Origin of the sequence: Pseudarthrobacter phenanthrenivorans (genome assembly GCF_036455295.1) — a bacterium.
Lineage (GTDB): Bacteria > Actinomycetota > Actinomycetes > Actinomycetales > Micrococcaceae > Arthrobacter > Arthrobacter phenanthrenivorans_C.
In genome coordinates this window covers 99,299-113,111 of record NZ_JAYXNX010000003.1, presented here as the reverse complement: position 1 = coordinate 113,111, position 13,813 = coordinate 99,299, and the positions used below count along the sequence as shown (strand labels likewise).

6 protein-coding genes are annotated in these 13,813 nt (G+C 60.1%); 5 read left to right on the top strand and 1 reads right to left on the bottom strand.

The window, feature by feature from the left end:
- Window positions 1-144: 144 nt before the first annotated feature.
- Entirely contained in the window at window positions 145-987 is an 843-nt protein-coding gene (locus VXJ37_RS04715; RefSeq protein ID WP_331321911.1) for a hypothetical protein, read from the top strand.
- A gap of 784 nt (window positions 988-1,771) precedes the next feature.
- Here VXJ37_RS04715 and VXJ37_RS04710 read toward each other — a convergent pair.
- Window positions 1,772-8,221 (bottom strand): DUF3320 domain-containing protein, encoded by a 6,450-nt coding sequence (locus VXJ37_RS04710; protein WP_331321910.1) that lies wholly within the window; start codon window positions 8,219-8,221, stop codon window positions 1,772-1,774.
- Window positions 8,222-8,781: 560 nt separating this feature from the next.
- Between VXJ37_RS04710 and VXJ37_RS04705 the strand changes: the two genes are divergently transcribed.
- The 4 genes from VXJ37_RS04705 (at window position 8,782) to VXJ37_RS04690 (ending at window position 13,812) form a co-directional block, all read left to right on the top strand.
- On the top strand, window positions 8,782-9,351 hold the full coding sequence (locus tag VXJ37_RS04705; protein ID WP_331321909.1) for a hypothetical protein: 570 nt from the start codon (window positions 8,782-8,784) through the stop codon (window positions 9,349-9,351).
- Between the two features lie 152 nt (window positions 9,352-9,503).
- Window positions 9,504-11,561: a type I restriction-modification system subunit M gene (locus VXJ37_RS04700; RefSeq protein WP_331321908.1), complete on the top strand. Its 2,058-nt coding sequence runs from the start codon at window positions 9,504-9,506 to the stop codon at window positions 11,559-11,561.
- The gene (locus VXJ37_RS04695; RefSeq protein WP_331321907.1) at window positions 11,558-12,877 is read left to right on the top strand and encodes a restriction endonuclease subunit S; all 1,320 of its coding nucleotides are present in this window, start codon (window positions 11,558-11,560) and stop codon (window positions 12,875-12,877) included. The genes VXJ37_RS04700 and VXJ37_RS04695 overlap by 4 nt, the downstream gene beginning before the upstream one ends.
- 2 nt (window positions 12,878-12,879) lie before the next feature.
- Window positions 12,880-13,812, top strand: coding sequence for a restriction endonuclease (locus VXJ37_RS04690; protein WP_331321906.1), 933 nt, complete (start codon window positions 12,880-12,882; stop codon window positions 13,810-13,812).
- Window position 13,813 lies beyond the last annotated feature (1 nt).

Here is a 13,813-nt window from a genome sequence, read left to right as displayed (position 1 = left end):
CCTCCTCGGACTGGCGGCTGATTCTTTTTCTACTCAATATGCATGTGATTTCGGCTCCGGAGCATTTGTCCAACGCACTCAAGATCTACGCAATTTCCGCCAAACATTGAACAAAGGGACGAACCGATTTCATAAGCTGCAGTCATGAGCGACCTATTGCAGAGAGACCCGCGTACCGCATGGGCTTGGCACGAGTACAACCAGTCACGGCATGCCCGACAAATTCCCGACAAATTAGCCAGAAATATCCTCAATGCGATCCCGGCGGGAGACCATGTGGAGGTTTTGGCAGATGGTGACATTTGGGCCGAATCTAGCGTTTTTTCCGCCAAAGACCGGCGTCTTAAGCGGGCGGATGCAAACTTCCTGGCGAGAACGATGCGTCGCTGGATTATGGTCACGCCTCGGTTAGATTTGGCGGTCATTGTAGACGGGCCCCCTTCGGGTGGCACGAGCATCAAGTCTGCTCAGATTGATGCAGAGCCAAGTTGGATTACGACGATCAACGATGAATCGATCAAGGTATTCCTCGACAAACGCGATTCGCCTGTGCTGGAGCGTATAGAAGGGGGCGCGGGCTGGGAGATCCTCCGGCTGCCCCACATTGACGATGTTCCAGAACCTCCCCAGCTGAGAGAATCGCAGCAAGAGGGTCAAGAATCCGAGGTTGCCGCTTATATGACCGCGGTCGGACAACGGGTCCAAACGGCCTTCAATAACTATGGTGCAGATGCGGCGATCAAGCGGATCGCCCAGGAAGATGCGGCTCGTAAAGAGGTTGCACGCCGTGCGCTCGGATATCTTCTGACGGCGGAGCACAAGCTTAAAAGGGCACCTCAGATCGGCGATGCCACCTTAAAGTCAGTCTTGAACTACTATCGCCACACGGAGCTACTGGCCGCCGTGTGCTGCAGAGAGATGGGCTACCCTTACCCGGGCAATTCGCCACTGGGACAGAAAGTGATGTCGCTGGATGACTTCTACTAAGTAGCTTCAGCAGCGGCGCTCAGAACCGGAGGCCACACGGTGGCCTCCGGTTGCAAGCAGTGTAGAGCGAAACTCGTCCAGGACCTGACGGACTGGGCAAGGAGAATTCTGCCGACTCACACCTTCTATTTTCCGACCCGTCTTCCTGGCTGACGGCCTCGTAGGTGGGCGAACGTGCTGGCCAGCTGGTTTTGGAGTTCATTGCCGATCGAATCCGCAACACTGGGCCCCTCCGGACTTCAACGCTTTATCGTGGGCGGCACATCCGGAATACCAGGCCTAAGTCTGGAAGGGCACCAAAAAGTACGTGAAAACCGGCAAAACTAGGCTGAGTGGTCATCTGGTCCTTTCTGATTCAAGGCGCTCCCCACTGAACGACTTATCGGGATCGCGTGTGAGGAGGAGTTCGAACAAACTCGGTTTCATCCCATCCGATAATCGTGGCAGCGGCGCCCAGGCCTAAGCATTGTAGAAGGCTTCCGACGGCGTATTCCGCGTCTCTCCGCTCGTCCATATACGGCGTGACGCGATAGAGACATGAGCCTTCGCCCTTCCCGGCTTCGACTTCCACACACCACCCCTCGCCCTCTCGCTGGCCCAGCGACACACTGAATACGTGGTGATCGGGGATGTAGACCGCTTTCCCGCCATTAGTCTTGGCGGGAATGAGTAGGAATGCCATGTTCATCCCGCTAACCTACCAGGCTGCAGGATCGAGTATTACGGCGGTGCCGGGCTATCTCAGCCTCCGTCTGCTCCAGCGCATGTAGTTGGGCGACATCTGCTAAGGCAGATGCACGGAGTGCCCTTGAAGGTGGAGCCGTCCGTTATCCACGCCGTACTGCAGACCCTGATTCAGGCGAGCCGTAATGCCAGCCGTCCTGCGTTTCCCGCCGAACGTCTGAATCGTTTCCCTATGCAGCTCATCCACCGCAATGCCCCCCGTCGCCTTCACGATATTCACCATGGCATTGCATAGCTCCACAAGGCTGATGTGCTCCGGTTTGCGAACGATCTCAGAGTCGTTTGGCCGGAAGACCTTCCAGGCCCGCCTGTCCACCGTCGCATCCCAGACGAAGCCATCATCATCGATAACGTGAGCCGACGGTTCGACGAGACGAAGTACCGCGTTCGCACGGGAACTGTTGACCTTATTGAGGCCGAATGCAGCACATACGAGTTTTGCCAGCCGATCCTTGTGCACGGGTCCCTCAGCCGCGACAACAACACCAATGGCATCCCGGACAGCGGCCATGGAACGACGTGAGTGCAGGCTGTCGAGGATGTCGGTGCCTCCAAATCTCTGGATAGTCCAAGGTTGGTAAGTCTGGACCCCAGCATCAACACGTTCTGACGACAGCGAGGCCACAGGTTTCCGAATCTCCTCGAAGAGTGGCAACGTCCCCAAGGTGTCTGTGAAGCTGTCGTCCGCATTAGCGCGGTACGGTTCGTCAACTACTTCCGGGTTGGCGACCAGCCGGGACTCAGGCTCTACCGTCAGTTCGTCCAGAACATCGTTGGCGGCTTCCCGCAACGACAGTTCCAGCCGATCGAGGACAGCCTCACTATCGGCTAGCCATGCCGGCAGCCAGACACGCTCCACTGACCGCCACCGCATCATCCGCGTCAGGACATCCCGGGGAAGGCCGTCCCGGTCGCCCGCCGTCCGGCGCGCAGCCCACGCGGGGCTGTCCAAAAGGACGGCCATCAACGGGCGGTTCGGGTTGTCGGGAACGGCAACGCTGATATCAACTTTGAAGTCGGACAGTCCCACGTCTGTTGCAACCACGAACCCGCGGTCCCGCAGTGCATCGGCAATCTCTTCCCGGTGCAGGTCAATACTGGCGGCGCGCCGCCCATCGTAAGGCAGGGCAGCGGTCCCCTGCTCGGCCAGATCGAGGTAGGACCGCAGGTGCTTGATGCCAACGGAGCTGGTTTCCTCAGAGCGCAGATCGGCCGGGTTGAAGCTGGAGAAGACAATAACCTGCCGGCGTGCACGGGTGACGGCAACGTTGAGGCGCCGTTCCCCACCAGACCGGTTCAAGGGGCCAAAGTTCAGCGGCAGGTAGCCCTTGTCATTTTTGCTGAATCCCGTGGAGAACAAGATGACGTCCCGCTCATCACCCTGCACATTCTCAAGGTTCTTGACGAACAGCCCTTCTGCATCCTCATCAAGGGCAGCGACGATACGAGGATCCTCCGTGTCACGCAGCAGGCCTTCGATCAGTGCGCGTTGCTGCAGGTTGAATGTCACCACGCCCACGGAGGGAGTCCCTGCGGGATCAGCATCAAACCTGCGGCGGATCTCGGCGACCACCGCAGCAGCCTCCACAGGATTGGTACGAAGGACCTTTGACGGCCCCGAACGGTGGAACTGGCCATCAACCCGAACGAAGTTCACGCCGTGCCCGCGGACACCCGCATTTGCTGCGCCGTGGGACGGGCCCGGGAACGAGGAAAGCTTGCTGTCGTAGTACTGCTGGTTACTAAACGCGATCAGCGATTCGTCCTGGCTCCGGTAGTGCCAGGACAGCCACTGCCGCGGCACCCGCGCTTCCACACATTCGGACAGGATCGACTCCATATCCTCCACCACCGAGATCTCAGCGTCGCCGTCACTGCCGGCGTCGGAGGAAATCTCCGCGAACGACGTCGGCGGCATCTGCTTGCTGTCACCCACAACCACCACGGACGCACCGCGGCCCATCGCACCGACAGCGTCGGCAACGCGGATCTGTGAGGCTTCATCGAACACCACAATGTCGAACAGACCGGCCTTGGCCGGGAAGAACCGCGCCACCGAATCCGGACTGACCAGCGTGCAGGGCATAATCCCAGTGATGAGGTCGGCGTAGTGTTCCATCAGTTTCCGGACGGATAAGCCACCCCGCTGCCTGGTCAGTTGCCGTTGCAGCTCGCCCATGCGCCCCGAGACCGACGACGACGAGACCGTCCGAGAGCGCAGAACCCCCGCTGGGAGGTTGGTTTTGAGCAGATCGCGCACGGTTTCGGCGCGCGAGGTGAACCGCTCGATGGTGCGCTCGTGCACGGCGGCATCAAAGTCGGCCAACCCTGTAGCAATGCGCCGTTCGGCCAGCGACCCTTCAGCCAAGCCGCGTTCAAAAGCTGCTGCTGCGTCATCCGCTTCCAGCTCGCCGTCGAGGATGGCGATACGCGCGTCCACCAGCCCCGCGGCACGAAGCGGCTCGACATGACTGACCAGCTCAAGCCACCGCGTCAGCGGGACCGACCCCGACGCATCCAGTCGCCTCGCCACGGACGTTTCCCACCACCTAGCCAGAAAACCTCGCTCCCCGGTCCACGCACACAGGTCATCGCTGCCTACACCTTGGATTTTCAGGAATTCTTCCCAAGCCTGGGAAAGCTCCCGCAACCAGCCGACAACGTTCTGGTGGACGTCTGGGGCATCCTTCAGGAACGTGCGGAGCTCAGTCTGAAAGCTCACGGCGTCACGCTCCGGGCTAGGTTGCACCGCCTGCGCGGCCCAGCGAAGCCAGGAAATACGGTCTCTCAGGTCGGCTTGCGCGTCCGGCGTCAGCGGATTCCATTGCCGGTCCGCAGGTAGCCCAGGCAAAGAGCCCCGCGTTGCCCGCAGGCTGGAGACCTCCTGCTGGACGGCCACCAGTTTCTCCAGCAGCGGCACCAGCTCCTTATGGCGGATTTCAGCTCCAGAGACAAGCACTGGAGACAGTTCGGCGGCCACTGCCAGCAGCCGCTTCTTGCGTCCCCAGAACCCTGATGCTGAGGCCTGCTGCGCACGGTCGAGGATCTCTGGCAGAGGAAGATCCATAGCCCCCGGCGCTACGCGTTCAAGGCCGGGATGCTGAACGGACGCAAAGGCCGTAATCAGCTTCTCCAGCTGTTCAGCATTAACCGACCAGTCGCCGGAGCGGACCACATCCAGGGTCCCCAACGGGACGTCCCGGTCCTGCAGCAGAGTAGCGAAAGTTACGACGTCGGCCGGCGTTTGCGCTGCGTCCAGAACAGACGAAAGCCCAGGGGTTGGCCGCAGGGCCTTCAGCGCCTCATTAAGGCGGTGACCCACAGCCAGCAGCTGCTGCTCCTGCTGGTCTCCCGCCGCAACCGAGACGAACCGCCATGGGTGGTCCGGCTCAGGACGGACAGGGTCGGTGAATTCCGGAAGTTCCCGGAACACCTGACGAACCGAGTCCAGGGTGGAGTCATTCAAGGACGCTGTCAGTTCCGGGCTGAGCGGTACCGTCGCGTGGTCAGGTTCATAGGTCAGCGCCTTGGTCCGCGCACTGTAGAGGGAAAGCTGCGCGCCATTCTCCTCATGGACGTTGTGGGCATAACGGACCAGTCCACGCCGGGCTGAGGCAAGATCGGTGGAGGCAGTCTCAAGCTGCTGCTTATTGGCAGTCAGGGTCAGCTCCAGGGCATGTTTGATTTGCGCCCGCACCACCGCCGGCTTGCTGCCCTTGTCATGCAGGTCAAGGGAGAACGGTCCCATTCCTACGTCGTCGAGCCGCTTCTGGACAACGTCGAGTGCTGCCCGCTTCTCGGCGACGAACAGAACCCGTTTGCCGTCGACAATGGCGCGGGTCAGGAGGTTGGTGATGGTCTGTGACTTGCCGGTGCCCGGAGGGCCTTCCAGGACGAACGTGTGGCCGGCGACCGCAGACGCGACTGCCTCCAGCTGCGACGAGTCCGCTGGTATTGGACACTGGGCAGCCAAGGCGTCCAGGTCGACGTCGGGCGAGACGGCAACGCTGTCTGAATAGAGTTCCGTGGGGGTGCTGATCAGGTGTTTGACCAGGCTGTTGGCGCTGAATTCCTTCCAGTTTTCGTCAAGGTCCTTCCATAGGCGGAATTTGGCGAACTGCAGCATAGACAGATCCACGGTGTTTTCAACGCGGAAGGCCAGTCCCTTGGCCGAAACGGCGGCGCGCACTGCGTCGAAGGCAGCGTCCAGATCGATTCCAAATCCGTCTTCCACCGGCTCGGCAAGGCCCGGGATGCGCAGGTCGTGAGACTGCGCCAGCTTCTCGAGGAGGCAATAGTTCGGCGTTGACTGGCCGGTCTCATCGAGTGTGACCCGGTACAGACCGTTCTTCCCTGCAGAAGTCAGCTTCACCGGGACCAAAACCAGCGGGGACCGAAGCGCCCGGCCGTCCAGCTCCCACATCAGGCTGCCAATGGCCAGGTAGAGGTTGTTGGCTCCCGTTTCCTCCAGCTGGGTCTTCGCCTTGTAGGCGAGCCCGCGCATCTTGGCGCTGTAGCCGTCTTCGCTGACTTCGGCGAACACGGCCTTTTTTGAGCTGAGCAGGTCAGCGAGTTCATCCTGGGGAAGGTCTCGCCCGAAGCGGACGCCGCGCTCCTGGTGGATGGCACTGATCTGGTTTGACGGAAGCAGGCTGACGGACGTGCCCTTGCTGATGAGGTCCTCGAAGGCGCCCATCCACGCGGTGGGCACTGCGAGCGGGAACCGTGCCGTTTCAGTGAAGTTGATGAGCCTGTTCCGCAGGCTCAGGTCCAGCAGGGCGTTCTTCCATTGGACCACCCGGGATGGAACATCGGATGTGGTCCGGGCCGCTCCCCCGCTTGAGGCCGCTTTCTTCGGCAGCGCCGGCGCAGTCTTGGCTTCCGGGACGTAGTTGACCACGGTGTAGGTTCCGGCGTTGGACGTGGTCCTGGCCGGCAGCGGGTAAATGCCATCGAGGCGGGCGCGCCTGATGTCGGTCACCGCGTTGATCTCATCATTGCCACTTTCCACGTAACGGTTCAGCGGGCGGCTGCGGAGTGCGACCGCCGAGATCGGCTGACTGCCGGTGAGGAGCGTGGTTTCCACGAGGCCGATAAAGCCCCTCTGTACGAGGCTGACCAACTCGGGCACGTCGTCGGAGGCCGCAGTGCTGAGGCTGCCTTCCTCGCGCCAGTAGCCGAGGAAGGCGTGGCCGTCCACCAGCCAGAGCAGAGGCCTGATTCCGCAGAATTCCAAAGCGGCGGCCAGGACCAGCGTGGTGTCCAAGCACGTGCCCAAACGGTCGTCAAGGACCTGCGCTGGCGTGCGTACCTGCTGGCCTTCGAGTCCCCAACTGGCGGGTGGCATGCTGTAGCGGACGTCACGGGCGCTCATGGCCTGGGCGATGGCGAACACGATCTGGTCGACCCGGTCCCCGTCTTCCATGTACCCGTCGAAGCTGCCGCTGCCCGTTGTTTGGGTGAGGATGTCGGCGGCCTCGGACATGAGCTTGGCGATGCTGGGGTGGTGCGGCTGCACGTACGCGGCCAGGAATTCGTAGGAAACGAGCCCCCGTCCAGCAATCCACAACTGGGCGGGCAGGAGCGTCAGGTCTGTCTGTGCACGGCCCAACTCCACCCCGGCAGCATCGGCGCCCGGTGATTGGACGGTCACCAGCACCTTGCCCGTCTGGCGGTCCGCAAGTTCATACATGGTGGCAGCCTCAACCGGGACGTTGAGGTCATCGAGCGTGAGGGTCTGACCGGCCGCCAGGTCCACGTACTGCTGAAAGTCGCCGGAGATCCGACCCGACTGAGCGGAGGCCTCCACCCGGACAATGGCACCACGAATTTCCGCGCCCCCGTTGGTGATCTTGACCTGCCTGACGAAGCGGAAGCCGTTATGGGCCATTGCGTAGCTCAGTGCATCTGCAGTGGTCAACTCGACAACAACCTGAGCAACGGATGCCGCCGGTGCAGGGAGCGCGGATTCACCCAAAACACTTGCCTCCGGCAGGTCGGGCTGCGCGACGGCGGCCGGCAAAGTTTGCTGGTCTTCTTCCGGTTGTTCCCGGTTGGGAGAAGACCGGTCCTGGTACTCGGCGAGAAGAGCAGCCAACTGGCTGTGCGTTCGGTCCAGCCCGATCACTTTGGCCAGCCGATCGGCAGTGTCGAGTGCCCGGAAGGTATCGGCGTCGTCGAAGATTTCATTGTGCGCCCAGCGGTTGCGTGCCTGCCGCAGCTCGGAGGTGTGGCTGCGTGCATTGTGCGGGAGGTTGAAGGGGTAACCAAGTGACCCCATGGATTCAGTCATGATGCGCAACTGCAGGCTGAGATCAGTGCGCGAGTACGTTTGCGCAGCGCGTCCGGCGTTCTCGTCCTTGTGCTGGATGATCTTGGTCCATTCCACGCCGGGGGCCACCTCACAGAGCACTGTTGCGATGTAGGGCTCGAGGCCGACCGCCAAGGCCTCAAGGGCCCGGCCCACATACTCGCGGTTGGACAGACTCATCGAATTCCCCCATCTACGGCACGGCATAAGTACCGTCATTCAATCAATGCAACCAATGATGGCATCCGGGGCCGACAATCACGCCTGTTTTCGGGTGACCGCCGTACATTACTGGTCAAAAGCCTCTGTGAAGGAGTTTTCCACCAAGGGAAAGACCATCCACAGGCCTCCTTGGGCTCCCCCGAGAAGTTGTATTGAGCCTGTTGAGCTCCACTTCGGAAAGCTGCTCCGCACGGTCTTGCCGTCCGAAAACAGTCTTTGGGTCCTCCTCGGCCTCTCCCGCCAGGTCAACATGTGCGTCGACGGTGCCAACCGGAACGAAAAGAGCTCCCATACTTGGGATGTGCGCTCGTCGGCCGGCTCTGTAATTGAACGCTCTTCAAACTGCCACGCATGGCAAGGCTGGCGCCCATTCTTTATAAACAGCAGAGATCACTCACCGGCAGTTTCACGCTACGCTACCGATTGAATTACCTAAAGGGTCGCAGGACACGAGGCCTGAGGGTCTACTAGCACCTATACCACTGGGGGAAGAAATGAGAGCGGTCACGGAATCCGGCATGGCTATCGACCTCAACGAGGATGGCACTTGGACTCCAACAAGACATGGAGCAGCGCCTTCCACAGAGGGCTTCAGAAAAGCCTCGTGGGGTGCTTCCCATTCAGAAGTCAAAGCTTCCGAAAGCAGTGAGCCCCAACTGGAGCAGGACGAATACCTGGACTTTGAAGTGAGGCTGGGGAGGTTCAAGTGTCTTGCCGCTTACATTTTCGTAGGCGATCAACTCGTTCGCGGGAAATACCTAGTCACCGAGCAATATCAGAATCAGACGCAATACCTCACCGTTTACGAAGAGCTCAAGGGCTCACTAAGCAAGAAATACGGCTCACCATACAAGGATGAGACGTACTGGCTCAACGACCTCTACAAAGACGATTATTCAGAGTGGGGCATGGCAGTTGGCTGTGGGCATCTCAGCAAGTTTTCATTCTGGGAGACCTCAGACTCAACGATCAACATTGGCCTGTTTGGCGAGAATTTCGATGTGCAGGTGTCTGTTGAGTATGCCGGAAAGATCTTTGATGGCGTCGAAGATGCCCTCAAAGAAGCTAGGCTTCTCGACGATTTATAAGCCACCACCGGTTCTCCATCACCCTAGAAGCTCGAGCTTGCCGTCTTCGCCCTCGCAACCCAGTCAGCCTAGATGCGAGCGCGCCGGCGGGGATCATCAGCGCCAAAAATACGTTGCCCGTGTACCCCATACAATGCATAGCAAGTACGTGCGTGATCGAAGAACGCTGCACGGCAATGGGGACACCGTCAGCGACTCGAGGGCTCACCCCGCTGCCCGCAGCAAAGGAAGTGGGAGCAGTGGCCGGCAACAACAACGCCAACCTGGTGTGGAGCATCGCGAACATCCTGCGGGGCACCTATAAACCGGCGCAGTACGGCTCGGTGATTCTCCCGTTCACCATCCTCCGCCGCCTGGACTGCGTCTTGGAGAAGACGAAGGACGACGTCCTCGCCGAACAAGAGGCCAAGAAAGACCTGAACATCCCGCTGGATACCTTCCTGCAGAAGGCCTCGGGCCACAGCTTCTTCAACACCTCCAAGTTCAGCTTCGCCAAGCTCCTGGACGACCCCACCAACATCAAGGCAAATATCCTCAACTACGTCCAGGGCTTCTCGGAGAACACTCGGGACATCTTCGAGCGCTTCGAGTTCTACAAGACCCTCGAAAAGCTGGACGCCGCCGACCTGCTCTACCACGTCACCAAAGACTTCGCCGCGATCGACCTCCACCCGGAAACCATTAGCAACATCGAGATGGGTCTCATGTTCGAGGAGCTCATCCGCCGCTTCGCCGAGGCCTCGAACGAGACCGCCGGTGAGCACTTCACCCCGCGCGAGGTCATTCAGCTCATGGTCCAGCTCCTGCTGAACTACGACGACGAGGTCCTTACCAAAGAGGGCATCGTCCGGTCCATCTACGACCCCACTGCCGGGACGGGCGGCATGCTCACCGTCGCCCAGGAACACCTACACGCACTCAACCCCAGCGCCTCCCTGGTCGCCTACGGCCAAGAAATCAACGACGAGTCCTACGCCATCTGCAAGTCGGACCTGCTCATCAAGGGCCAGGACATCGCCAAGATCTCCGTCGGCGACACCCTGGCCAATGACCAGAACATCGGACAGCAGTTCGACTTCATGCTCTCCAACCCGCCGTTCGGCGTCGAGTGGAAGAAGATCCAGCCGCAGATTCAGAACGAACACGAGCAGTACGGCTTCGAGGGCCGCTTCGGCCCGGGCCTTCCGCGCGTGAGCGACGGCTCGCTGCTGTTCCTGCTGCACCTGATCCGCAAGATGCGCCCGGCTCACGACGGCGGCTCCCGCATCGGCATCGTCCTGAACGGCTCGCCCCTGTTCACCGGCAGCGCCGGTTCCGGCGAGTCCGAAATCCGCAAGTACTTGATCGAGAACGACCTCGTCGAAGCCATCATCGCGCTGCCCACCGACATGTTCTACAACACTGGCATCGCTACCTACATCTGGATCCTCTCCAACAGCAAAAAGCAGAAGCACCCGGAACGCACCGGCAAAATCCAGCTCATCAACGGTGCCGACTTCTTCCAAAAGATGCGCAAGAGCCTCGGCTCCAAACGCAAGGAACTCGGCCCCAAGGACATCGAGCGCATCGTCCAGCTCTATGGATCATTCGAAAACGACGGCGAGACCTCCAAGATCTTCAGCAACCAGGACTTCGGCTACTCCACTATCACCGTCGAGCGGCCGTTGAAGCTCAACTTTGCCTGCACGCCCGAGAGAATTGACGCGGCACTGGCGCAAAAACCCGTCGAGAAATTGTCCGACGACGACCGGCAGCTTCTGGAGAAGACGCTCACCCGGCTCGGCGAAGGCGAAACGAAACGCTGGAAGAGCCGTGAGGCCTTCCTCAAAGTCCTCAAGCCGGCCCTTGCCGGCGCCGGACTCAAGCTCGGGGTCCCGGTCCTAAAAGCCGTGTTCGCAGGGCTCTCCGAACGCGACGAGACCGCCGACGTGTGCAGGGGCCCCAAAGGAACACCCGAAGCAGACACAGACCTGCGCGACACCGAAAATGTGCCGCTCGGCGAGGACATCAAGGCCTACTTCGAGCGCGAAGTCCTCCCCCACATCCCCGACGCCTGGATCGACGAGTCCAAGACCAAGGTCGGCTACGAGATCCCGTTCACCCGCCACTTCTACAAGTACGTCGCGCCCCGGTCGCTGGACGAGATCGACGCGGATCTCAACCAGCTCATCTCCGAGATCACGACGCTGCTGGCCGAGGTCGAGAAATGACAGGACCCACGCCGTACGACGAGTATTCCGGGTCCGGTATCGAGTGGGTGGGACCGATTCCGGCGGGATGGAAAACCTGTCCTCTGTTCGCAGTAGTTCGGGAGAACACTGCGTCGAACAAGGCTGGCACCGAGTCGAACCTTTTGTCCCTCAGTTATGGGCGAATTGTCCGCAAAGACATTGCGGGGAATTACGGACTCTTGCCAGCGTCCTTCGACACATACCAAGTTATTGGCCCCGACGACATCGTTCTTCGACTTACTGACCTTCAGAACGATAAGCGAAGCCTCCGGTCCGCGATTTCGCCAGAACGAGGCATCATCACCTCGGCATATCTGGCGGTTACTCCCACGGCGATTCGTCCCAAGTTCTTGAGCTATCTATTGCGTGCCTACGACCTTCAGAAAGTGTTCTATTCAATGGGCGGCGGTTTGCGGCAGTCGATGAAGTACTCCGACATGAAGTGGCTGCCCGTGGTTCTTCCGCCAGAGTCTACCCAGCAGGCAATCACCGAATATCTCGACCGCGAAACCGCCCAGATCGACGAGCTGATCGGCAAGCAGGAGCGGCTCATCGGTCTGCTCGCCGAGAAGCGCCAGGCCTTGATCACCCACGCGGTCACCAAAGGCCTAGACCCCAGCGCCCCTACCAAACCCTCCGGTGTTCCTTGCCAGGGCCCCGTTCCGGAGCACTGGACCGTTCAACCGCTGAAGAATCTGATTCGAATGCAGACCGGCGTCACACTCGGCAAGGACTTCTCGGGTGTCGAGACTGAGACGTATCCGTATCTGCGAGTGGCAAACGTTCAAATCGGATATGTCGACCTCAATGAAGTCAAGGAAATCAACTTGCCCAAGGAGGTGGCCGCAACGTCCATTCTCCGGGCTGGTGACGTGCTCATGACCGAAGGCGGGGACCGAGACAAGTTGGCCCGCGGCTGCATTTGGGAAGCTCCCATAGCCCCATGCGTGCACCAGAACCATATCTTCGCCGTTCGAACTGGTAATCAATTGCTCAATGAGTTCTTGGTTCTGGCTCTGGACGCTGATCCCGCGCGATCCTACTTCTATCTCACCGGTAAACAGTCGACCAATCTGGCATCAACAAACTCTACGACGGTCAAGAACTACAGATTCGGCGTCCCACCCATGGATGAGCAGCACCGCATCGTTGATCATCTCGGACGAAAGACCCGCCATATCGATGACCTCGTGGATAAGGCAAATGCGGTTATTTTCAAACTGAAGGAGCGCCGGTCCGCCCTTATCGCCGCTGCCGTGACCGGCAAGATCGACGTTCGAGAAGGAGTTGCTTAGGTATGACTTTGCCCCAGTGGCATGGATTTGTCGACCCTGTTCTGCGTGTAATGACGGACGGCCAGATCCGCCGAAATGCTGAAATCAGGACTGCCGTCGCGGAGCGCACCCGGCTGACCGAAGAAGACATGGCAGAAGTAATGTCTTCCGGCGAGGCCCGCTGGTCCAACCGTATCAATTGGGCGGTCTTCGATTCCATGAAGGCCGGCTTGCTCGTGCGCGAGGCACGCGGGCAATACAAGATCAGCGATGAGGGCCTCCGCCGAGCGTCCTCCACTGCCGAAATCACATACCAGACGTTGATGGAGTACGAGTCTTACCGCGCTTACCAGAACACGTCAAAGGCACCCAAAAAGACGGTCATCCCCGGAGTGGAAGCGGCTATGGTCTCCGAGGTAGCGGTAGACGCCGACCCATCTGAGGCCCTCGAGCAGTCCGCGGACCAGCTCAACCGCGTGGTCATGGACGAGATCTACCGCAACCTGCTCGAACTCTCTCCCGACGCCTTCGAACGCCTTATTCCCTTTGTCGTCCGGGCGCTCGGCTACGGCACGGACCGGGAAGACAACCTGAAGCCCACGCAGCGATCCGGCGACAAGGGCATCGACGGCATTGTCTGGCAGGACGCCCTCGGATTCGACCGGGTCTACCTCCAAGCCAAGCGCTATTCCGAAGGCAACAATGTCGGCGCACCCGAGGTGCAGGCCTTCAGCGGCGCTCTAGGCCAGTTCCGGGCCACCAAGGGCATCTTCATTACCACCTCGACATTCACCACCGGGGCGCGGGCCGTCGCCCGCGACACGGCACACTACACGCTGATTCTCATCGACGGGCAGCGGCTGGCATCGCTCATGTTCGAATACGGCGTCGGAGTCCAAGTCGACCGCACGGTGGTCGTGAAGAAGCTGGACCAGGACTTTTTCGACAGTTTCTAGG